Below are 22,616 nucleotides of genomic sequence, written 5' to 3'. Positions count from 1 at the left end.
GAGATGAAAAACAAATCCATCATCGTAAAAGGTGCAAGAGCACATAATTTAAAAGATATAGATATAGAAATACCAAAAGATCAACTTGTTGTGATGACAGGTTTATCAGGATCAGGGAAATCATCATTAGCGTTTGATACAATTTATGCTGAAGGTCAAAGACGATATGTTGAATCATTAAGTGCATATGCTAGACAATTTTTAGGTCAAATGGATAAACCAGATGTAGATTTAATTGAAGGCCTTTCTCCAGCGATATCAATAGATCAAAAGACAACAAGTAAAAATCCTAGATCAACTGTAGCGACGGTTACAGAAATTTATGATTATTTGAGATTATTATATGCAAGAGTAGGTAGACCAATTTGTCCAAACCATGGTATTGAAATTAAATCACAAACTGTGCAACAAATGGTCGATCAAGTTATGGAATTAGAAGATAGAACAAAATTACAAATTCTGTCTCCAATTATTTCTGGACGTAAAGGCACGCATAAAAAATTAATCGAAGATATCGCTAAAAAAGGTTATGCAAGATTAAAAGTTGATGGCGATATTTTAGATGTGGATGATGTACCAGATTTAAATAAAAATCAAAACCACTCAATCGATGTTGTAATAGATAGACTTGTGATTAAACCTGGAATAGAAGCGAGATTAGCAGATTCGTTACAAACAGCTTTGGAATTAGCTGAAGGTAATGCTGTAGCGGATATTATTGATGGTGATGAAATTAAATTTTCTGAACATCATGCTTGTCCTATTTGTGGGTTTTCAGTTGATCAATTAGAACCTAGAATGTTTTCATTTAATAGCCCATTTGGCGCATGTCCATCTTGTGATGGTCTCGGCATGAAATTAACTGTTGATGTTGATTTAGTTGTACCAGATAAAACATTAAGTTTAAATGATGGTGCTATTTTACCTTGGCAACCAATCAGTTCAAATTATTATCCAACTTTATTAAAACAAGCTTGTGAACATTTTAAAATTGATATGGATAAACCATTTAATAAATTAACAAAAAAAGAAAAGAATATTGTATTACGTGGACATGAAGATGAAATTGAGTTTGAATTTAATCAAGATTATGGCGTTAAAACGAAACGTAAAAGAACGATGGCGTTTGAAGGTGTATTAAATAACATTGAACGACGTTATCATGATTCACCATCTGAGTACGTTAGAGAAGTTATGCAAAAATACATGGTCGAAAAAACATGTGAAACGTGTGATGGATACCGTTTAAATGAAAAAGTGTTGTCAGTTAAAATTGATGGACAGCACATTGGTGAAGTTGTGAGATACTCAATTTATAATGCGATTGAACACTTCGATCATTTAAATTTAGATGAAACTGAAAGAAAAATTGCTAAACTTATTTTAAAAGAAATACACGAGAGACTTTCATTCTTAAACAATGTTGGTTTAGAATATTTAACGCTGAATCGAGCTTCAGGAACTTTATCTGGTGGTGAAGCGCAACGTATTAGATTGGCGACACAAATTGGTTCGAGATTATCAGGTGTTCTATATGTATTAGATGAACCTTCTATCGGTCTTCATCAAAGAGATAATGAACGATTAATCAACACTTTGAAATCTATGAGAGATATGGGAAATACTTTAATAGTTGTTGAACACGATGAAGATACAATGAAAGCTGCAGACTACTTAGTGGATATCGGACCAAAAGCGGGTGTTCATGGAGGAGAGGTTGTAGCTAGTGGTACACCTGAAGAAGTTATGCAAAATGAAAACTCATTAACGGGTCGATATTTAAGCGGCAAAGAAAAAGTATACGTACCATCAAAGCGCAGAAAAATAACGAAACGAAAAATATCTGTTAAAGGCGCAACGAGTAATAACTTGAAAGATGTTGATGTAGACTTTCCATTGTCAGTTATGACATGTGTAACGGGCGTTTCGGGTTCAGGTAAAAGTTCTTTAGTTAATGAAGTGTTATATAAAGGATTACAAAAGCAATTGTACAATACGAAAACTAAACCAGGTGCTCATAAATCTATTAAAGGTGTTAATGAAATAGAGAAAATTATAGATATTGACCAATCTCCAATTGGTAGAACACCACGATCTAACCCAGCAACATATACAGGTGTGTTTGACGATATAAGAGATGTATTTAGTCAAACTAATGAAGCCAAAGTAAGAGGTTATCAAAAAGGTAGATTTAGTTTTAATGTTAAAGGTGGCCGTTGTGAAGCATGTAAAGGAGACGGAATCATTAAAATTGAAATGCATTTTCTACCTGATGTATACGTTCCGTGTGAAGTTTGCGATGGAAAAAGGTATAATAGAGAAACATTAGAAGTAACTTACAAAGGTAAAAGTATTTCTGATGTGTTAGAAATGACTGTAGAAGATGCTTATCACTTTTTTGAAAGTTTGCCGAAGATAAATAGAAAATTAAAAACAATCGTTGATGTTGGACTAGGTTATGTAAAACTAGGACAACCAGCTACAACTTTATCAGGTGGTGAAGCACAACGTGTCAAACTTGCATCAGAGCTTCATAGACGCTCTAACGGTAAGTCGTTATACATTCTAGATGAACCAACAACTGGATTGCATGTAGATGATATTAAACGCTTGTTAAGTGTATTGAATAGACTTGTTGAAAATGGTGACTCTGTCATTATTATAGAACATAATTTAGATGTCATTAAAACAGCTGACTATATCATAGACTTAGGTCCTGAAGGTGGAGACGGTGGTGGAGAAATTATTGCAACCGGTACTCCAGAAGATATAGTGAAAGTAGACGCATCTTATACTGGTAAATATTTAAAACCGATCTTGGAAAGAGATCGAACATAATCCGGGAGGGAACAATATGAACGAAGTACAATTAAAGATATTAGAACTTATCGAAAGCGGTAAAATCACAGTAGAAGAAGCTGTAAAATTACTTGAAGCAACTTCAAATAATCCAAAATCAACGTCAGCATTCACAAATAAGTCAAAAGAAAATGTAGAACAATTATTTGAAGACTTATTAGGTAAAGTTAAAACAACTGCTAAATCAGGTAAATCTGAATTTGAGAAACAGTTTAATGATAGAGAAAGATCAGAGCATGACCCAATTCAACAATTAGATGAATCTTTAAGAAATATCATTAGATCTTTTAACAAAAATAACGACCAAAATAAAGGTATATAATTAATTGAGGTTGGGACATAAATGTCCTGAAAACTTAAAAAGAGCAGAAATTCATTTTTAAAATTGAATTTCTGCTCTTTTTTATATGAAATTAGATATTTGTAACGATTTTGTAATTGGATAAGGTTGGTGAGAGAGGTCGGGGTCTGAATGTAGCTTGTTTAGTAAGTCTTGCAACATACAGACGTTCTATGTCGCTAGTTTGGTCAGTCTTGCAACATTCGGACGTTCTATGTTGCTTGTTTAGGTAGTCTTGCAACATTCGGACGTTCTATGTCGCTAGTTTGATCAGTCTTGCAACATAGAGGCGTTCTATGTTGCTTGTTTGGTTAGTCTTGCAACATAGAGGCGTTCTATGTTGCTTGTTTAGTCAGTCTTGCAACATACAGACGTTCTATGTTGCTTGTTTAGGTAGTCTTGCAACATTCGGACGTTCTATGTTGCTTGTTTGGTTAGTCTTGCAACATTTATCATGTTCTTAAAAGAACAAATGAAAAAAATATAAGTAAAATGAATATTCCTCACGATTTTGTGAAGTGCTGACGCCCGGGGGAAAAGTATGCCGCGCGCGACTACAGGCTCGAATCATACCCTAGGCAAGCATGCACGAACAAAATCGCATGGTTTTATAAAAAATCCCAACTTCTTTTATATTTTAAAGATATCGATCTAATATTTATAATGATTGCAGTTATGGTTAAAGTTCATTAGAATTAACATATATTAACCTAGAGGTGAACCCTATGATATCAAGTAGTAAATTAATAGAGCAATTTAATATGGAAGTCATTGCTGGAAAAGCAGGACTACATCGTAAAATAACTGAGACTGATTTATCACGCCCTGGTTTGGAAATGGCAGGGTATTTTTCGCATTACTCTTCAGACCGCATTCAAGTATTAGGTACGACTGAATTATCATTTTATAATTTATTGCCGGACGAAGAAAAGAAAGGCAGAATGGCGAAATTATGTAGACCTGAAACGCCAGCAATTATTATTACACGTGGTTTAGATGCACCAGTAGAACTGATTGAGAGTTGTAACAAAGAGAATACACCACTTTTAAAAAGTGAGTCTTCTACCACGAAATTAATGGGACAAGTAACAGGATATCTTGAAAGAGAATTAGCACCTGAAACTTCATTACATGGTGTACTAGTAGATGTGTATGGTGTTGGTGTTCTGATTACAGGTGATAGTGGTGTAGGTAAAAGTGAAACGGCACTTGAACTTGTAAAACGTGGACATAGACTTGTAGCAGACGACAATGTTGAAATCAAAGAAATTAATAAAAATGAATTAATCGGGAAAGCACCAAAAATAATAGAACATTTACTTGAAATTCGAGGATTAGGCATTATAAATGTTATGGCTTTATTTGGTGCAGGTTCAATATTGATGGAAAAAAGAATTAAGCTGAACATAAATTTAGAAACATGGAATAGAGAAAAAATTTATGACAGAGTCGGATTAAATGAAGAAACTTTAAAAATATTAGATTCTAAAATCACTAAGAAAACGATACCTGTTAGACCTGGTAGAAACTTAGCTGTTATTATCGAAGTTGCTGCGATGAATTATCGATTAAATAACATGGGTATTAATACTGCAGAAGAATTTAATAATAGACTTAATGCAGAAATTTTGAAGAATGCACGTAAGGAGAATGAATAATGGGTGTGTTAGGTATTGACCCAGTAGCGATACAATTAGGACCTTTAGCAATACGATGGTATGGCATCATCATTGCTTCAGGTATCTTAATAGGATATTTAGTCGCACAAAGAACAGCTAAAAAAATTGGCATAAAAGAAGATACGCTCATTGATCTCATTATTTGGTGTGTCGTCATGGCAATTATATGCGCGCGAATTTATTATGTAGCATTTGAGTGGCAATATTATAGTCAACATTTAGTAGAGATACCCCTTATTATGAACGGTGGCATTGCGATTCATGGTGGATTAATTGGGGCGTTCTTAACTGGATTTATTATATGTAGAAAGAAAAACTTATCATTTTTCCAAATGGTTGATATTGTAGCGCCAAGTATCATATTGGCACAAGCTATCGGAAGATGGGGAAACTTCATGAATCAAGAAGCGCATGGAGGTCCTGTATCAAGAAGCTTCCTAGAGAATTTACATATACCAGAATTTATTATTAATCATATGCAAATTGACGGTATTTATTATCACCCAACATTTTTATATGAATCACTATGGAACATTATTGGATTTATTTTGTTATTATTGATACGTCCACAATTGAAAATTGGTGAGACTTTCTTTGCTTATTTAATTTATTACTCAATTGGTAGATTCTATATCGAAGGTTTAAGAACGGATAGTTTGATGCTTACTGAAAACTTAAGAATCGCTCAAGTGATTTCAATTGTTATCATCGTTGTTTCAATAGCTTGTATTATTTATAGAAGAATACGCTATAATCCGGAAAAATTCAGAGATGTTACAGGTTATTATCATAACTAAAGTTGAAAGAAGTGTTTATGTGAGGGCATTAAAAACTAAAAAAGTATCTGGGGCAAACCCATTATGGAAAATGTATGAAACAATACATTTTATAAAAGTGTTTAAAAATGTTATTATCATTGAAATTAGTAGATATATGCCGAGTGTTAAATGGAAACATTTCATATATAGAAAAGGATTAAATATGAAAATCGGTAACGAAACAGCTTTTGCATTTAAGGCTACGCCGGATATCATGTTTCCAGAGCTTATATCAATCGGTAAAAATTGTGTTATAGGATATAATGCAACCATTCTATGTCATGAATATTTAGTAGATGAATATAGAATTGGGCATGTAAATATTGGAGATAATGTATTAATTGGTGCTAATGCAACTATATTAGCAGGCGTTAATATAGGGAGTAATGCCACTGTCGCTAGCGGGACAATTGTTACGAAAGATGTTCCAGATGGTTTGATGGCATTCGGTAATCCAATGCAACTTAAAAAAAGGCGGTGAGTTAGTCGTTGGGAGACAATTCAAATATAATACACGTAAAGTTTGATAAAGACTTCTACTATCATAAAGCGATGGAGAAAATGAGACAACAAGATTTTGTGTATGCCGAGTCTTTATTTAAAAAAGCACTTGAACTATCACCTGATGATTTTGTTATTATACCGCCTTATGCTGAATGCCTTGTGGAGCTTAACCAAACTACAAAAGCAGAAGAAATGATGTATGATCAAATTGCGAAAGATAATTTTGTTACGGATTATTATTTTTATTTAAGTCAAATGTTTATGAAGACAAATGAGCCTAATAAGGCATTTTTATTCGGGTTACGTTATGTAACAGAAGAAGACGATCAAGATTATTTTGAAGAAATGATTCAAATGTTCGAAGTGAAGTATGATAACCAAACTGCCGTTGAAGAAGAAGCAGAGCGCTTTGTCATACAGCATATTTTTCAATATTTATTCTCCAAAGGTAAATTACAAGAAGCGAACGATTTTATAGAGAGACAACGTGCGACGATGCAAGAAGATCAGCATATTATGAATTTAAAAGCGATGTCGATGCTATACAATAACCAATATGAAGAGGCAGAGGCTTTGCTTCAAACTATATTGGAAGACAATCCGTCAGACATATATGCTTTATGCCATATGACTTTGTTATTATACAACACAGAACAGATGGAACGTTTTAAGCTATATTTAGATCAATTAAGTAAATTACATCCGATTAACGATGAAGAATCTTTTAAGTTAGGTGTCGTTTTAAGCTATTTAGGAAAACATAAACCTTCTAATCAACTACTAGTGCCACTTTTGAAAAAAGCACAAGCTTCTATGCCACAACTTCATCATGCGTTAAGTTATAATTATTATCATTTAGGTTATGAAGAAGAAGCGAAAAGACATTGGCAGAGATTTGAGGATAGTGTACAATATCATAGTCAATTACCACCATGGAAAATTGATGAACTTAAAGATATGTTAGATAGTCATGTGTTACCGTTATTAAAAGATGAAGACTACAGATATAGATTGTATGGCATATTTTTATTAGGTCATATGAAACATCGTGAACTCGTGATGTCTCATGAAGTATGGGAAGTTCTAGAAAATTTACCTGATTACGAAAGGTTATATATAACGTATACTTTTCAAAAACTTCATCTTAATAAGATAGGCTTTATTGATAAAGGTATGAAACTCATTGAACAATCAGAATATCAACATTATGGAAAAGAATTATTCGTATCATGGATTGAACATGCTGAGATGTTAATTGCAGATAATGAATCAATTGAAACAGTTGATCATTACGTAGCAGCCTCAGTATATATTTATTTAAAAATGTTAAATATAAAAATAACCAAAAAAGAAATTAAAAATTCATTCAATATTACGACGTATCGCTTGAATAAAGCAATTAATGCTATAGTGAGCATATAGTTATACTTAATAAATATATTGATGTACAATTCTACTGAATTAATAAGAGGAGGCAGTTTATAAATGACTACACAAGTAGATTATGATGTAATTATAGTTGGAGCAGGCCCGGCAGGTATGACTGCTGCTGTTTACGCTTCAAGAGCAAATTTATCAACTGTAATGATAGAACGTGGTATGCCAGGTGGACAAATGGCAAATACTGAGGATGTAGAAAACTTCCCAGGATTTGATTTAATTACAGGTCCAGACTTATCAACTAAAATGTTTACACATGCCCAAAAATTTGGTGCTAAATATGAATATGGTGACATTAAAAATATAGAAGATAAAGGTTCTTACAAAGTTGTTAATATGGGAGATAGAACATTAACAGCGCACGCTATTATCATTGCGACAGGTGCAGAATACAAGAAAATTGGTGTACCAGGTGAACAAGAATTAGGTGGACGCGGCGTAAGTTATTGTGCAGTATGTGATGGCGCATTCTTTAAAGGTAAGAACTTATATGTAATTGGTGGCGGCGACTCAGCAGTAGAAGAAGGTATTTTCTTAACTAAATTCGCTGACAAAGTTACAATCGTTCATAGAAGAGATGAATTAAGAGCTCAAAAAATCATTCAAGATCGTGCATTTAAAAACGACAAAATTGATTTTATTTGGAACACAACTTTAAAAACAATTAACGATAAAGATGGAAAAGTAGGGTCAGTAACATTAGTTTCTACAGAAGATGGTTCAGAGACTGAACATCAAGCTGATGGTGTGTTTATCTACATTGGTATGAAACCATTAACTAAACCATTTGAATCTTTAGGTATATTAAATGAAAATGGTTATATTGAAACAAATGACGAAATGGAAACAAACGTACCTGGTGTTTATGCAGCAGGCGATGTTCGTGAAAAAACGTTACGTCAAATCGTAACAGCAACTGGTGATGGAAGTATCGCAGCACAAAATGCTCAAGCATATATCGAATCACTAGAAGACGAAGAACAATTAATATAATTCAACAAAACTGTCGATAAAGTCGACAGTTTTTTTATGTGCATTTTTTGATTACAAATACTCGTTGTTACTGATGATTACACAGTTGAACAGCCATTTAATTAATGTTTTTTATCGTATTATCATGTAAGATAAAGGTATATATGATCGTTAAAGGAGAAGTGTTATGCAACCTATCGATAAAAGTAATGTAAAAAATGAATTGCTCGTTGTAACTGGTATGTCTGGTGCGGGAAAATCAGTCGCATTACAAGCGTTAGAAGATTTAGGATATTTTTGCGTTGATAATTTACCACCAATTTTATTGCAAAAGTTTGTAGACTTAATGGATCAAGGTAATCCGTCTTTATCCAAAGTTGCAATAGGTATTGATTTAAGAGGTAAAGATTTCTTTGGTGACTTAAGAGAAGAACTAGATTATATACAAAGTGAAAAAAGAGTTATTGTAGATATTTTATTTTTAGAAGCAAATGATAAAAAATTGATTTCGCGATATAAAGAAACAAGAAGAACACATCCTCTAAGTGAGAAAGGTAGCTTATTATCAGCTATTGAACAAGAGAGAGAATTATTAGGTGATATAAAAGGTATCAGCAACTTTGTAATAGATACTACTGAAAAGAAACCTAAAGCATTAAAACAAGAATTGATTGCAACGTTTGAAAAAGATCCTTCTACAACATTCCAAGTTCGAGTGTTAAGTTTTGGTTTCAAACATGGAATGCCCATCGATGCAGATATCGTATTTGATGTAAGGTTTTTACCTAACCCATACTATGTAGATGAATTAAGACCGTTGACTGGTCTAGATGATGAAGTTTACCAATATGTTATGAAATGGAAAGAAACAAATACATTTTATAAAAAATTTAGTGAATTATTAATGTTTATGTTGCCAGGTTACAAAAAAGAAGGTAAATCCCAATTAACAATTGCTATAGGATGTACAGGTGGTCAACATAGATCAGTTGCACTTGCAAAACGTTTAGGAGAAGATATTAAAGAGAACTTTGACTATGTTGTGTATACGTCACATCGCGATGCACATATTGAAAGTAAAAAGAAAAAATGAAAAAATTAAAAGTCGTCTTAATTGGAGGCGGAACAGGACTTTCAGTATTAGCGAGAGGACTGAAAGAGTATCAAATAGATATTACAGCTATCGTAACAGTTGCAGACGATGGCGGCAGTACAGGTAAAATTCGTGATGTGATGGATATACCTGCTCCTGGAGATATTAGAAACGTGCTAGCAGCTTTAAGTGATACTGAACCTATGCTTGAACAACTGTTTCAATACCGTTTTGAAGAAGAAAAGATAGGCGGACACTCTATAGGAAATTTACTATTAGCAGCTATGACGAATATAACGAATGATTTTGGTCATGCAGTTAAAGAATTAAGTAAAATTTTAAATATTAAAGGCCAAGTCATTCCATCTACGACTAAAAGTGTTGTATTAAATGCTGTGATGTCAGACGGTGAGATTATAGTTGGAGAGTCTAATATTCCTAAAACGTCAAAGAAAATTGAAAAAGTATTTTTAACGCCTGAAGATATTGAACCAATGAAAGAGGCCATTGATGCAATTGAAGAAGCAGATTTAATTGTGATGGGACCTGGTTCGTTATATACGAGTATAATGCCTAATTTGATTTTAAATAAAGTTAAAGATGCTATTATAAATACTGAAGCTGAAAGATTATATGTATGTAATCTTATGACTCAAAAGGGCGAAACAACAGGTTATTCAGTTAGTGACCATGTGAAAGCTATTCATGATCATGTTGGCGAAGAATTTATTGATTTTGTAATCTGTCAAAATAAACGTTTTAATGAAGAAATTTTATTGAGATACGAACAAGAAGATGCAAAGCAAGTTGAATTTGATGGTGACAAATTAACAGAAATGGGTGTGCAATGCATCCATGATAATAATTTAGTAAGTATTACACCTCATCAATATATAAGACATAACAACAAAGTGTTAGCACAACTTATATATGAAATTGCGTTACGAGAAATTAGTACAATTCAATATAAAAAAGATAAATAAATTAACGATATAGTTACAACGATTAGATGAGTTGTAACTATATTTTTTTATGGAAATCAAGTAATATTAGTGTAAGGGCTTTCAAGATGAGGTGATGATTGATGAAGAACGTTCAAATCATAATGGTATTAGTAGGATGCATATTTCTACTTATTGGTTTAATGACTAATCAGCAAATAGGCATAAGTTTCTTAGTAATTGGTTTAGCAATGTTGTTATTTGGCATCATAAAAGAAACAAAAAGAAAATAATAAATTGTTTAAGTTGAAAAACTTGATACGCCCGGCTATTCCATGTAATATAAAATAGATACAAAACGTATGATATGTCTTTAGGCATATCATTATTTTTATGTGCATATAAATTAAGAAAGGGTGGTCTGCTGTGAGCTTTGCTTCAGAAATGAAAAATGAACTAACAAGAATTGAAGTAGATGATTGTTGCGCAAAGGCAGAACTTTCAGCTTTGATTAGAATGAATGGTAATTTAAGTATTTCTAATCAACAATTTGTCATAAATGTACAAACTGAAAATGCAGCGATAGCACGTCGTATTTTTTCTCTCATAAAAAAATGCTTCGGAGTAGAAGTTGAGTTATTGGTGAGAAAGAAAATGAAACTTAAGAAAAATAATATATATATCAGTAGAATAAAAGTAAAAGCTAAAGAAATATTAGATGAGCTAGGTATTTTACAAGAAGGTGTATTTAAACAAGTAATCGACAAAGATATTTTGAAAAATGATTGTTGTAAAAGAAGTTATTTAAGAGGTGCTTTTCTAGCAGGAGGATCAGTCAATAATCCAGAAACATCTTCTTATCATCTAGAAATATTTTCTTTATATGAAGAGCACTCAGCAGATCTGACAGCGCTTATGAATCAATACGATTTAAATGCTAAACAATTAGAACGCAAAAAAGGATATATAAGTTATTTAAAAGAGGCAGAAAAAATCTCTGACTTTCTAAGTTTAATCGGAGGCTATCAAGCATTACTGAAATTTGAAGATGTTAGAATTATTCGTGATATGAGAAACTCTGTAAATAGACTCGTCAATTGTGAAACTGCCAATTTAAATAAAACAGTAAGTGCCGCAATGAAACAAGTAGAAAGTATTCAACTGATCGACAAAGAAATTGGAATTGATAATTTACCAGATCGACTGCGAGAAGTAGCGAAATTAAGAATAGATAACCAAGATGTATCTATCAAAGAATTAGGAGAAATGGTGAGTACAGGGAAAATTTCTAAATCAGGTATAAACCATAGACTACGTAAACTAAACGAAATGGCAGAGAAAATTAGAAGCGGCGAAACAATACAATAAGGTATAAATGAAAGTCTGATTATTATTGTATAGTACGTTGAACACATATATTTTTTTATGCCATGCTTTCCGCGGGCATGTTCTCAGCCTGTAGTCTTCGAATCATGCTGTTCCCGCAGGAGTCAGCGCTAAAAAAATACCGAATATTACCAAAATATTTTTTAATATAGATGAAAATTTATTAAGAAAAGTTGATAAAGTATTGGATTTAAACTTCGTTTATGAACTTAAAAAAGCATCCGAGACTATTATAGTCCCGGATGCTTTTTTTATATTAATTTGATTTGATATCTTCTGGATGCATAACATCATCGATTAAACCATATTCTTTAGCTTCTTCAGCTGTTAAGAAGTTATCACGATCTGTGTCTTTTTCAATTTTTTCAATTGGTTGTCCAGTTCTTTCAGATAAAATTTTATTTAATTTTTCACGTGTGCGTAAAATATGACGAGCTGCAATTTCGATTTCTGTAGCTTGTCCTTGTGCGCCACCTAATGGTTGGTGAATCATTACTTCACTGTTAGGTAGTGCGAAACGTTTACCTTTTGCACCAGCTGATAATAGGAATGAACCCATTGATGCAGCCATACCGATACAAATTGTTTGTACGTCTGGTTTGATGTGTTGAATTGTATCATAAATAGCGAAACCAGCTGTTACGCTTCCGCCTGGTGAGTTGATATATAAGTATATATCTTTCTCAGAGTCTTGTGCTTGTAAGAATAATAATTGCGATACGATTGAGTTCGCTACGTTGTCATCAATAGCTGAACCTAACATAATAATGCGGTCTTTCAGTAAACGTGAGTAAATATCATAAGCGCGTTCTCCGCGATTTGTTGTTTCGATAACTGTTGGTATTAAATTCATCAGTTAATCCTCCTTTGAATATCTTAATGACCATATCATACACTACAAAGTCAAACATGGTCAAAATATATGACCTACTGATGAATATTATAACTTAAATAGCTGATTTATACACTGGAAATTTGCGACATGAGTTGTCAATGTTCGCATAAATGATATAATAGTTTCCGTAATCAACGAGCTGAGTGCAATGGATTTGAGTGACTTATATATTAAAGTGTTCACATCTTTTTCTAATGATGTTTTCTGCTTGATTAATCGTCATAAATCTTCTCACTCCTTATAGTTGATAGTTCTATTATATGTGTAAGATGTTAAGTGAATATAAATTAATAATTAAGATTTAACTCTCCGTAGTGTAAAGGATAACACGCAAGATTCCGGTTCTTGAGATGGGCGTTCAATTCGTCTCGGGGAGGCTTATTATAATGAAGGATGATTTTATGACTATCAAATTTTATGTTGGATTAAATTGTGGGTTGTGTGAAGATGCGAAAATACAAATAGATTTTTTTAAAGAATCATATAATCATGATATTAAGGTTGATACTATTAATATAGAAGAAGACGATACATTACATGAAAAATTTATGCTAAGAGTGCCAGTTGTTGAGTATAAAGGTGTTGTGTTGCAAGAAGGGCATATTGATTTTGTCACTTTGATTGAAGCGTATGATGACTTGAACTAATGTGAGACGCTTTTAACTTGCAATCTCTATATGGGGGGTGTATTATAAAACTGTAAACAGATATTATTTTTTTGACCCGCATGGGACGAAAAACGTCTAACCTAGGTTAGATTTTGCCCATCTGTTAATCTATAAGGAGGCGACTTGTTTATGGAAGATTTATTGAAGATACAACATAGACTAGTTCCTGACTTGATTGACAAGATGTATCGACGTTTTAATATTTTATCGACGATTGAGAAGAAGCAACCTATTGGTCGAAGAACGTTAAGTGATGTTATGAATGTTACTGAGCGGGTATTGAGAACTGAAATAGAAATTTTAAAACAACAAGATTTAGTCAGCGTTCAGTCAACAGGTATGAAATTGACCGAAACAGGGGAGCGCATTCTCGCTTCGTTATCACATTACTTAACGCTATATTCAAGCTTTAATCATATTGAGGAAGAAATATTTAATCGATATGGTGTGAAAGCACATATAGTAAGAGGTAATTCAGATTCAGATGAGACGGTTAAAGCAGAAATGGGTACAGTGACAGCTGAATTACTCGAACAGTCATTATATGATAATGCTTCTGTTTCAGTAACTGGTGGTTCTACAATGGCCAGGGTTAGTGAGTCGTTGCACCCATTAGATAAAGACATTTTGTTCACGCCAGCGCGTGGTGGTTTGGGAGAAAACGTAGTATTCCAAGCAAATACAATTTGTGCAAGTATGGCAAATCGAACAGGCGGGTCATATAAGGTTTTGTATGTTCCAGATCAAGTAAGCGAAAGTTCGTATGAAACTTTGTTGAAAGAACCTGCAGTTATTGAGGTGCTTGATGCAATACGTCATTCAGATTTTATCATTCACGGTATTGGTGATGCGCTGAAGATGGCACAAAGAAGAAAGACTTCTGAAGAAGTATTAAGCCAATTGAAACATCATCATGCAGTCGGAGAAGCTTTTGGATATTATTTTGATTCCAAAGGTGAAGTCGTACATCGTGTTAAAACAATCGGTTTGCAACTAGAAGATTTGGCAACGAAGACAAACATTTTTGCAGTAGCGGGAGGTGCTTCTAAAGCAGAAGCAATTAAAGCTTATCTTGAGATAGCACCTAAGAACACCATTCTTATAACAGATGAAGGTGCTGCAAAAGCAATGATTAACTTGGAATAAAAGGTTTCAAACCCTTTTTGAAATAACAAATATAAAGGAGGCCATCATTCATGGCAACTAAAGTAGCAATTAATGGTTTTGGAAGAATAGGTCGTTTAGCATTCAGAAGATTACAAGAGGTAGAAAATATCGAAGTAGTAGCAATCAACGATTTAACAGATGACGCAATGTTAGCTCATTTATTAAAATACGATTCAACACAAGGTCGTTTCAAAGATGAAGTAGAAGTTATCGAAGGCGGATTCCGCGTAAACGGTAAAGAAATCAAAACTTTCGAAAATCCTAACCCTAAAGAATTACCATGGGGCGATTTAGATATCGACGTAGTATTAGAATGTACTGGTTTCTTCGCTGATAAAGAAAAAGCTTCAGCTCACATCGATGCAGGCGCTAAAAAAGTATTAATTTCAGCTCCAGCTTCAGGCGATTTAAAAACAATCGTTTATAACGTTAACCATGACGAATTAGACGGTTCAGAAGAAATCGTTTCAGGTGCGTCTTGTACAACTAACTGTTTAGCTCCAATGGCTCAAGTATTAAATAACCAATTCGGTATCGTTGAAGGTCTAATGATGACTATTCACGCTTACACTGGTGACCAAAATACTTTAGATGCTCCACATTCTAAAGGTGACTTCCGTCGTGCTCGTGCTGCGGCTCAAAACATCGTACCTAACTCAACTGGTGCTGCTAAAGCAATCGGCTTAGTAATCCCAGACTTAAAAGGTAAATTAGATGGATCAGCTCAACGTGTACCAGTAGCAACTGGTTCAGTAACAGAATTAACAGCAGTATTAGACAAAGAAGTTTCAGTAGAAGAAATCAATGAAGCTATGAAAAATGCTACAAATGATTCATTCGGTTACACTGAAGACGAAATCGTTTCTTCTGATATCATTGGTATCACTTACGGTTCATTATTCGATGCAACTCAAACTCGTGTAATGACTGTTGGAGATCGTCAATTAGTTAAAACTGTATCTTGGTATGACAATGAAATGTCTTACACTTCACAATTAGTTCGTACTTTAGAATATTTAGCAGCTCAAGCTAACAAATAATTTAAAAAAATGAACTAAATAGGTTATGCTTATGAGTAAGCGGGGAGCACATCGCTTCACCGCTTATTTTTAATCATATCGCATTTTCTATTATCTAGAGGAGGAAGACAAGTCATGGCAAAGAAGAATGTTAAAGACGTAGATGTAAAAGGTAAAAAAGTACTTGTAAGAGCAGATTTTAACGTACCAATGAAAGATGGTAAAATTACGAACGATAACAGAATCGTTCAGGCGCTTCCTACAATAAAATACATTATCGAGCAAGGCGGTAAAGTTATTTTATTCTCACATTTAGGTAAAGTGAAAACAGAAGAAGATAAAAAAGAATTATCACTTAAACCAGTAGCAGAACGCTTAAGTGAACTATTAAATAAAGAAGTAACATTTGTACCTGAAACTCGTGGTGAAGAATTAGAGAATGCTGTCAATGGTTTATCAGAAGGCAATGTATTAGTAGTTGAAAATACACGTTTCGAAGATGTTGATGGTAAAAAAGAATCTAAAAATGATCCTGAGTTAGGTAAATACTGGGCTTCATTAGGTGACATCTTCATCAATGATGCATTCGGTACAGCTCACCGTGAACATGCTTCAAACGTTGGAATTGCATCTAACGTTGAAACAGCATCAGGTTTCTTAATGGATAAAGAAATTAAATTTATCGGTGGTGTCGTAAGTGAACCAGAACGTCCATTAGTAGCAATTTTAGGTGGAGCGAAAGTTTCAGATAAAATTGGTGTAATTGAAAACTTACTTACTATAGCTGATAAAGTAATTATCGGTGGCGGAATGGCTTATACATTCTTCAAAGCTCAAGGTAAAGAAATAGGACTATCACTTTTAGAAGAAGATAAAGTTGATTTTGCTAAAGAATTACTTGACCGTGCTGGCGATAAAATTATCTTACCAGTAGATTGTAAAGTAGCTAAAGAATTTTCAAATGACGCTGAAATCACGATTGTTTCTGCTGATGAAATTCCAGCTGATCAAGAATCAATGGATATTGGTCCAAAATCAATTGAATTATTTAGTGAAGCATTACAAGGTGCAAACACAGTAGTATGGAATGGTCCTATGGGTGTGTTTGAATTAAGTAACTTTGCAAAAGGTACAATTGGAGTATGTAAAGCAATCGCAAGTTTAGAAAATGCAACGACTATCATCGGTGGTGGAGATTCTGCAGCGGCAGCTATGGACTTAGGATTTGCTGATGACTTTTCACACATTTCAACAGGTGGCGGAGCTTCTCTAGAATATCTAGAAGGTAAAGAATTACCTGGTATCGTAGCTATTTCTGAAAAATAATCATAAAAGGAGTTTATATATCATGAGAAAACCAATTATCGCAGGTAACTGGAAAATGAATAAAACAGTTCAAGAAGCAAAAGACTTTGCTAATGAACTTCCAGCATTACCAGATACTAACGAAGTAGATTCAGTAATTTGTGCACCAACTTTACATTTAGATGCACTTGTTAATTTAACTAAAGAAGGCGTAGCACAAGGATTACAAATTGGTGCTCAAAATGCGTACTTTGAAGATAATGGTGCGTTCACTGGTGAAACTTCTCCAGCAGCACTTGAAGATTTAGGTGTTAAATATGTAGTATTAGGACATTCTGAACGTCGTGAATACTTCGGCGAAACTGATGAAGATGTTAATAAAAAAGCATTAGCAGTATTCTCTCACAACATGACACCAATCATTTGTGTAGGTGAAACATTAGAAGAAAGAGAATCTGGTAAAGCTGAATCAGTAGTAGGCGGACAAGTAGAAGCAGCGCTTAAAGGCTTTTCTGAAGAGCAAGTAAAAGCTTCAGTAATCGCTTATGAACCTATTTGGGCAATTGGCACTGGTAAATCTTCAAATTCAGAAGATGCTAATGAAATGTGTGCTCACGTACGTAAAGTTGTAGCAGGTGCGTTCTCTCAAGAAGCAGCTGATTCATTACGTGTTCAATACGGCGGTAGTGTTAAACCAGAAAACATTAAAGAATATATGGCTCAATCAGATATCGATGGCGCATTAGTTGGCGGCGCTTCATTAAAAGTTGATTCATTCGTTGCACTTTTAGAGGGTGCTAAATAATGGCTAAACAACCAACAGCACTTATCATTCTTGACGGTTTTGCAAATCGTGAAGAAGAACACGGTAATGCGGTAAAACTAGCTAACAAACCGAATTTTGATAGATATTACAACAAATATCCACATAACGAATTATCTGCATGTGGTTTAGATGTTGGTCTACCAGAAGGTCAAATGGGTAATTCTGAAGTAGGTCATTTAAATATTGGTGCTGGAAGAGTCGTATACCAAAGTTTAACAAGAATTAATAAATCTATTAAAGATGGCGATTTCTTTGAAATTGAAGAATTAAAACAAGCGATGAACCATGTCGTTAAAAATGATTCTACATTGCATTTAATGGGTCTATTATCTGACGGCGGTGTGCACAGTCACTATAAACATTTATTTGCACTTTTAGAATTAGCTAAACAACAAGGTGTTGAAAAAGTCTATGTTCATGGTTTCCTTGATGGACGTGACGTTGATCAAAAATCTGCTCTTAAATATATTGAAGAAACTGAAAATAAATTTAAAGAATTAGGTATTGGTCAATTTGCTTCTATTTCTGGACGTTACTATGCAATGGACAGAGATAATCGTTGGGATCGTGAAGAAAAAGCTTATGATGCGATGTCTAACGGTGTAGGTCCTGTCTTCACAAATGCTATTGAAGGTGTAGAAGCTAATTATAAAGAAGGTTTAACAGATGAATTCGTTATGCCATTTATCGTTAAAGACGAAGAAAAAGGCGTTGAAAATACGGGCGTTAATAGTCATGATTCAATGATATTCTTTAACTTCCGTCCAGATAGAGCGGCTCAACTTAGTCAAGTATATACAAATGAAAAATTCGAAGGTTTCGAAATTAAACGTAAACTTGAAGATTTATTCTTTGTAACATTTACGAACTATAGTGACGATGTTTTCGCTAAAGTTGCATTTAAACCAGTTGATATTAAAAATACGATTGGTGAAGTTGCAGAAAAAAATAGCTTAAATCAATTAAGAATTGCTGAAACAGAAAAATTCCCTCATGTTACGTATTTCATGAGTGGTGGCCAACATGCAGAGTTTAAAGGTGAACGTCGCGTCCTAATCGACTCACCTAAAGTCGCTACTTACGACTTGAAACCTGAAATGAGTGCTTACGAAGTGAAAGATGCATTAATTGGTGAATTAGATAAAGGTGATTTAGATTTAATTATCTTAAACTTTGCTAATCCTGATATGGTAGGTCATAGTGGTATGCTTGAACCTACTGTCAAAGCAATTGAAGCAGTCGATGAATGTTTAGGTGAAGTTGTGGATAAAATTTTATCCATGAATGGTACAGCTATCATTACAGCTGATCATGGTAATTCTGATGAAGTATTAACAGATAGCGACTCACCTATGACAACTCATACAACAAACCCTGTTCCTGTTATTGTTACAAAAGAAGGGGTAGAAGTAAGAAGTGGTGGTCGTCTAGCTGACTTAGCACCAACACTTATTGACTTACTTGGAGTAGAACAACCAGAAGATATGACTGGTGAATCATTAATTAAAAAATAATCAATTAATATTATAAAAGGAGTTTTAATTATGCCAATTATTACAGATATTTATGCACGCGAAGTATTAGATTCACGTGGTAACCCGACAGTAGAAGTTGAAGTATTAACAGAAAGCGGTGCTTTTGGTAGAGCTTTAGTACCATCAGGCGCTTCAACAGGTGAATACGAAGCAGTAGAATTACGCGACGGAGACAAAGACCGTTATTTAGGTAAAGGTGTTCTTAAAGCTGTAGAAAACGTAAACGAAATTATTGCACCAGAAATTATCGAAGGTGAATTCTCAGTATTAGAACAAGTTTCTATCGACAAATTAATGATCGCTTTAGATGGTACACCTAACAAAGCTAAATTAGGTGCTAATGCTATCCTTGGTGTATCAATCGCTGTAGCTCGTGCTGCATCAGAATTCTTAGGCCAACCATTATACAAATATCTTGGTGGATTCAATGGTGTTCAATTACCAGTACCAATGATGAACATTGTAAACGGTGGATCTCACTCAGATGCTCCAATTGCATTCCAAGAGTTCATGATTTTACCTGTAGGTGCTGAATCATTCAAAGAAGCTTTACGTTGGGGAGCAGAAATCTTCCATAACTTAGCTAAAATCTTAAAATCTCGTGGATTAGTAACAGCAGTAGGTGACGAAGGTGGTTTCGCTCCTAAATTTGAAGGTACTGAAGATGGCGTTGAAACTATTTTAGAAGCTATCAAAGCTGTTGGTTTAGAACCAGGTAAAGATGTATTCTTAGGATTTGACTGTGCAGCTTCAGAATTCTTCGAAAACGGTGTTTATGACTATGCTAAATTCGAAGGTGAAAACGGTGCTAAACGTTCTTCAGAAGAACAAGTAGACTTCTTAGAAGAATTAGTTAATAAATATCCAATTATCACTATTGAAGATGGTATGGACGAAAACGACTGGGAGGGATGGAAAATCCTTACTGAGCGTATCGGCGACCGCGTTCAATTAGTAGGTGACGATTTATTCGTTACAAACACTGAAAAATTATCTGAAGGTATCGAAAAAGGTATCGGTAACTCAATCTTAATCAAAGTTAACCAAATCGGTACTTTAACAGAAACTTTCGAAGCAATCGAAATGGCTCAAAAAGCTGGTTACACTGCAGTTATCTCACACCGTTCAGGTGAAACAGAAGATACTACAATCTCTGATATCGCAGTAGCAACAAATGCTGGTCAAATTAAAACTGGTTCATTATCAAGAACTGATCGTATTGCTAAATATAACCAATTATTACGTATTGAAGACGAATTATTTGAAACAGCTAAATTTGAAGGCCTTAAAGCTTTCTATAACTTAGCAAAATAATTGAGCATATAAATAAAATGATTCACATAAAGTACGAAAGGTGTAAGCTCACCTTTTGTACTTTTTTTATCAAAACATTCTTTAGCGCTTTAAACCAACAACAGTTTATCATTTCATTCCATATGGAAATGTTCTATAATAGAGTCAATGAATTTTATAGGAGGATCATAGATGACGATTAATTTAAAAAGTGCTCAATCACCATGGTCAAGCTTAGATGGAGTAGAACAATTAACACTTCATCCTATTAACCAACCATTTAATAAGGAAGTGATTATTCCGGGGAGTAAAAGCGTAACGAACCGTGCTTTCATTTTAGCTGGATTTAGTAATGGAACTTCGAAATTATCTGGATATTTAAAGAGTGATGACACATATTGGTGTATGGAAACATTAAAAAAATTAGGCGCTACTTTTGAAATTGTTGAAGATGAGATTCATATTACAGGAATAGATAGTTCTGAACTACCAGATAAAGAGCAAGTATTTATCGGTTCTGCAGGTACTACTGCGCGTTTCTTACCAGGTATTTTAGGTACTCAAGAAAAAAGTGAAATTACGATAACTTCAACGGAACAACTTGCCGTTAGACCTCATCAAACACTTCATGAAGCATTAAAACAGCTAGGTGTTGAAGTTAAATATCTTGAAGAAGAAGGTCAGTTGCCTGTCACGATTAAAGGCACACCTCAAACAGGTGGAAAAGTTTCAATAGCTGGAAATCAATCTAGTCAATTTATTAGTGGATTATTAATGGCAGCGCCTTTATTTAATCGTCCGACTGAAATAGAATTAACGACAAACATTGTGCAGAGTGCATATGTAGACATAACGATTGAGATGATGAATCAATTTGGAATTAAAGTTGATGTGTCTGAAGATTATAAACATATGAAAGTTGAGCAAGGTCAGTATAAGCCGGCAACTTTACCATTAGAAGCTGATTTATCGACTGCTTGTTATTTTATGGCATTAGCCGCTTTAAATCATTCAACTATTAAAATTAACCATTTAAATATGGAAAGTCATCAACCTGATTTAGAAGTAGTTGATATTCTTGAGAGAATGGGTGCAACTGTTGAAAAGGGTTCTGACTATGTCGTGATTTCTGGTCCAGAACAATTAAAAGGTGATTTAACGATAGATATGAATGCCTGTTCTGACCAAGCATTAACGATTGGTACATTAGCTGCATTCGCGGATGGTCCAATTACAATTACAGGAGTTGAACATATCCGTCATCACGAATGTAATCGTGTATCCGCATTAACAGAAAGTTTAACGCAATTAGGTATTGAAGTTATTGAACATCATGATGGATGGACGATTACACCAGGTCAAATAAAAGCAGCAACATTAGATACATTTGACGATCATCGTGTAGCAATGTCACTAAGTTTAATGGGTACTAAAGTTGATGGAATTAAGTTGTTAGATCCTTCTTGTGTTTCTAAAACTTGTCCGAATTATTTTGAAATGTTAAAATCTTTAGGTATTTCAGTCGAATATAATGAATGATAACTTGAGTGAATATTGTAAATATGCTATAATTCTACTGTTATAATAGACAGGAGGACCGAGTCCATGCATACATTTTTAATCGTCTTATTAATCATCGTTTGTATTGCATTGATTACCGTCGTGTTACTTCAAGAAGGTAAAAGTACAGGTTTATCAGGTGCAATTAGTGGCGGAGCAGAACAATTATTTGGAAAACAAAAACAACGTGGAATAGATTTAGTTTTACACAGAGTTACAATTATTTTATCAATTTTATTTTTCTTATTAATGTTAGCAATTACTTACTTTAAAATGTAAAGGTCCGACTGTATTGTCGGACTTTTTTGTTTGTTTA

General features: G+C 33.9%; 21 protein-coding genes. 20 read left to right on the top strand and 1 reads right to left on the bottom strand.

Annotation, left to right across the window (positions count from 1 at the left end; genetic code table 11):
- Positions 1–3 precede the first annotated feature (3 nt).
- The 11 genes from uvrA to whiA all read left to right on the top strand — a co-directional run bounded on the left by uvrA (position 4) and on the right by whiA (position 12,014).
- The gene (gene uvrA, locus PYW35_RS10505; protein WP_016912673.1) at positions 4–2,838 is read left to right on the top strand and encodes an excinuclease ABC subunit UvrA; all 2,835 of its coding nucleotides are present in this window, start codon (positions 4–6) and stop codon (positions 2,836–2,838) included.
- Between the two features lie 16 nt (positions 2,839–2,854).
- Positions 2,855–3,181, top strand: coding sequence for an SHOCT-like domain-containing protein (locus PYW35_RS10500; protein WP_016912672.1), 327 nt, complete (start codon positions 2,855–2,857; stop codon positions 3,179–3,181).
- Between the two features lie 743 nt (positions 3,182–3,924).
- Positions 3,925–4,857 (top strand): HPr(Ser) kinase/phosphatase, encoded by a 933-nt coding sequence (gene hprK / locus PYW35_RS10495; protein WP_103322541.1) that lies wholly within the window; start codon positions 3,925–3,927, stop codon positions 4,855–4,857.
- Positions 4,857–5,675, top strand: coding sequence for a prolipoprotein diacylglyceryl transferase (gene lgt / locus PYW35_RS10490; protein ID WP_016912702.1), 819 nt, complete (start codon positions 4,857–4,859; stop codon positions 5,673–5,675). Before hprK ends, lgt begins: the two co-directional genes overlap by 1 nt.
- 19 nt (positions 5,676–5,694) lie before the next feature.
- Positions 5,695–6,177 carry an acyltransferase gene (locus PYW35_RS10485; RefSeq protein WP_026023276.1) on the top strand — a complete coding sequence of 161 codons (483 nt, stop codon included), beginning with the start codon at positions 5,695–5,697 and terminating at the stop codon, positions 6,175–6,177.
- A gap of 8 nt (positions 6,178–6,185) precedes the next feature.
- Entirely contained in the window at positions 6,186–7,622 is a 1,437-nt protein-coding gene (locus tag PYW35_RS10480; RefSeq protein ID WP_103322542.1) for a tetratricopeptide repeat protein, read from the top strand.
- 63 nt (positions 7,623–7,685) lie between these two features.
- Positions 7,686–8,633: a thioredoxin-disulfide reductase gene (gene trxB / locus PYW35_RS10475; protein WP_016912699.1), complete on the top strand. Its 948-nt coding sequence runs from the start codon at positions 7,686–7,688 to the stop codon at positions 8,631–8,633.
- A gap of 166 nt (positions 8,634–8,799) precedes the next feature.
- Complete coding sequence (gene rapZ / locus PYW35_RS10470) at positions 8,800–9,705, top strand: RNase adapter RapZ (protein ID WP_016912698.1); 906 nt, start codon at positions 8,800–8,802, stop codon at positions 9,703–9,705.
- Positions 9,702–10,688 carry a gluconeogenesis factor YvcK family protein gene (locus tag PYW35_RS10465; protein WP_016912697.1) on the top strand — a complete coding sequence of 329 codons (987 nt, stop codon included), beginning with the start codon at positions 9,702–9,704 and terminating at the stop codon, positions 10,686–10,688. Before rapZ ends, PYW35_RS10465 begins: the two co-directional genes overlap by 4 nt.
- Positions 10,689–10,789: 101 nt before the next feature.
- Positions 10,790–10,939 (top strand): hypothetical protein, encoded by a 150-nt coding sequence (locus PYW35_RS10460; RefSeq protein ID WP_016912696.1) that lies wholly within the window; start codon positions 10,790–10,792, stop codon positions 10,937–10,939.
- Between the two features lie 133 nt (positions 10,940–11,072).
- A complete protein-coding gene (whiA, locus tag PYW35_RS10455) occupies positions 11,073–12,014 on the top strand; it encodes a DNA-binding protein WhiA (RefSeq protein WP_016912695.1) in 942 nt (313 codons plus the stop codon).
- A gap of 274 nt (positions 12,015–12,288) precedes the next feature.
- Here whiA and clpP read toward each other — a convergent pair whose 3' ends face one another.
- Positions 12,289–12,885, bottom strand: a complete 597-nt coding sequence (clpP, locus tag PYW35_RS10450; RefSeq protein WP_016911944.1) for an ATP-dependent Clp endopeptidase proteolytic subunit ClpP — start codon at positions 12,883–12,885, stop codon at positions 12,289–12,291.
- Between the two features lie 428 nt (positions 12,886–13,313).
- Between clpP and PYW35_RS10445 the strand changes: the two genes are divergently transcribed.
- The 9 genes from PYW35_RS10445 (at position 13,314) to secG (ending at position 22,579) form a co-directional block, all read left to right on the top strand.
- Positions 13,314–13,574: a glutaredoxin family protein gene (locus tag PYW35_RS10445; RefSeq protein WP_103322543.1), complete on the top strand. Its 261-nt coding sequence runs from the start codon at positions 13,314–13,316 to the stop codon at positions 13,572–13,574.
- Positions 13,575–13,724: 150 nt separating this feature from the next.
- Positions 13,725–14,741: a sugar-binding transcriptional regulator gene (locus PYW35_RS10440; RefSeq protein ID WP_016911941.1), complete on the top strand. Its 1,017-nt coding sequence runs from the start codon at positions 13,725–13,727 to the stop codon at positions 14,739–14,741.
- Between the two features lie 50 nt (positions 14,742–14,791).
- Positions 14,792–15,802, top strand: coding sequence for a type I glyceraldehyde-3-phosphate dehydrogenase (gene gap / locus PYW35_RS10435; protein WP_016911940.1), 1,011 nt, complete (start codon positions 14,792–14,794; stop codon positions 15,800–15,802).
- A gap of 114 nt (positions 15,803–15,916) precedes the next feature.
- Positions 15,917–17,107: a phosphoglycerate kinase gene (locus tag PYW35_RS10430; RefSeq protein WP_103322544.1), complete on the top strand. Its 1,191-nt coding sequence runs from the start codon at positions 15,917–15,919 to the stop codon at positions 17,105–17,107.
- A gap of 22 nt (positions 17,108–17,129) precedes the next feature.
- A complete protein-coding gene (gene tpiA / locus PYW35_RS10425) occupies positions 17,130–17,891 on the top strand; it encodes a triose-phosphate isomerase (RefSeq protein ID WP_103322545.1) in 762 nt (253 codons plus the stop codon).
- Positions 17,891–19,426, top strand: a complete 1,536-nt coding sequence (gene gpmI, locus PYW35_RS10420; protein ID WP_103322546.1) for a 2,3-bisphosphoglycerate-independent phosphoglycerate mutase — start codon at positions 17,891–17,893, stop codon at positions 19,424–19,426. The genes tpiA and gpmI overlap by 1 nt, the downstream gene beginning before the upstream one ends.
- 30 nt (positions 19,427–19,456) lie before the next feature.
- Positions 19,457–20,761 (top strand): surface-displayed alpha-enolase, encoded by a 1,305-nt coding sequence (gene eno, locus PYW35_RS10415; RefSeq protein ID WP_103322547.1) that lies wholly within the window; start codon positions 19,457–19,459, stop codon positions 20,759–20,761.
- A gap of 171 nt (positions 20,762–20,932) precedes the next feature.
- On the top strand, positions 20,933–22,279 hold the full coding sequence (gene aroA, locus PYW35_RS10410) for a 3-phosphoshikimate 1-carboxyvinyltransferase (RefSeq protein WP_016911936.1): 1,347 nt from the start codon (positions 20,933–20,935) through the stop codon (positions 22,277–22,279).
- Between the two features lie 66 nt (positions 22,280–22,345).
- Entirely contained in the window at positions 22,346–22,579 is a 234-nt protein-coding gene (gene secG / locus PYW35_RS10405) for a preprotein translocase subunit SecG (protein WP_016911935.1), read from the top strand.
- Positions 22,580–22,616: the final 37 nt, after the last annotated feature.

Source organism: Mammaliicoccus vitulinus, from assembly GCF_029024305.1.
GTDB classification, from domain to species: Bacteria; Bacillota; Bacilli; order Staphylococcales; family Staphylococcaceae; genus Mammaliicoccus; species Mammaliicoccus vitulinus.
Note: the sequence above shows the minus strand (reverse complement) of the source record. Positions and strands in the feature narration are given on the sequence as shown.

What these genes read in the sequence shown, in the direction of transcription:
- uvrA (WP_016912673.1), top strand. Translation starts at nt 4, where the DNA reads ATGAAAAACAAATCCATCATCGTAAAAGGTGCAAGAGCACATAATTTA.
- PYW35_RS10500 (WP_016912672.1), top strand. Translation starts at nt 2,855, where the DNA reads ATGAACGAAGTACAATTAAAGATATTAGAACTTATCGAAAGCGGTAAA.
- hprK (WP_103322541.1), top strand. Translation starts at nt 3,925, where the DNA reads ATGATATCAAGTAGTAAATTAATAGAGCAATTTAATATGGAAGTCATT.
- lgt (WP_016912702.1), top strand. Translation starts at nt 4,857, where the DNA reads ATGGGTGTGTTAGGTATTGACCCAGTAGCGATACAATTAGGACCTTTA.
- trxB (WP_016912699.1), top strand. Translation starts at nt 7,686, where the DNA reads ATGACTACACAAGTAGATTATGATGTAATTATAGTTGGAGCAGGCCCG.
- rapZ (WP_016912698.1), top strand. Translation starts at nt 8,800, where the DNA reads ATGCAACCTATCGATAAAAGTAATGTAAAAAATGAATTGCTCGTTGTA.
- PYW35_RS10465 (WP_016912697.1), top strand. Translation starts at nt 9,702, where the DNA reads ATGAAAAAATTAAAAGTCGTCTTAATTGGAGGCGGAACAGGACTTTCA.
- PYW35_RS10460 (WP_016912696.1), top strand. Translation starts at nt 10,790, where the DNA reads ATGAAGAACGTTCAAATCATAATGGTATTAGTAGGATGCATATTTCTA.
- clpP (WP_016911944.1), bottom strand. Translation starts at nt 12,885, where the DNA reads ATGAATTTAATACCAACAGTTATCGAAACAACAAATCGCGGAGAACGC.
- PYW35_RS10445 (WP_103322543.1), top strand. Translation starts at nt 13,314, where the DNA reads ATGAAGGATGATTTTATGACTATCAAATTTTATGTTGGATTAAATTGT.
- PYW35_RS10440 (WP_016911941.1), top strand. Translation starts at nt 13,725, where the DNA reads ATGGAAGATTTATTGAAGATACAACATAGACTAGTTCCTGACTTGATT.
- gap (WP_016911940.1), top strand. Translation starts at nt 14,792, where the DNA reads ATGGCAACTAAAGTAGCAATTAATGGTTTTGGAAGAATAGGTCGTTTA.
- PYW35_RS10430 (WP_103322544.1), top strand. Translation starts at nt 15,917, where the DNA reads ATGGCAAAGAAGAATGTTAAAGACGTAGATGTAAAAGGTAAAAAAGTA.
- tpiA (WP_103322545.1), top strand. Translation starts at nt 17,130, where the DNA reads ATGAGAAAACCAATTATCGCAGGTAACTGGAAAATGAATAAAACAGTT.
- gpmI (WP_103322546.1), top strand. Translation starts at nt 17,891, where the DNA reads ATGGCTAAACAACCAACAGCACTTATCATTCTTGACGGTTTTGCAAAT.
- eno (WP_103322547.1), top strand. Translation starts at nt 19,457, where the DNA reads ATGCCAATTATTACAGATATTTATGCACGCGAAGTATTAGATTCACGT.
- aroA (WP_016911936.1), top strand. Translation starts at nt 20,933, where the DNA reads ATGACGATTAATTTAAAAAGTGCTCAATCACCATGGTCAAGCTTAGAT.
- secG (WP_016911935.1), top strand. Translation starts at nt 22,346, where the DNA reads ATGCATACATTTTTAATCGTCTTATTAATCATCGTTTGTATTGCATTG.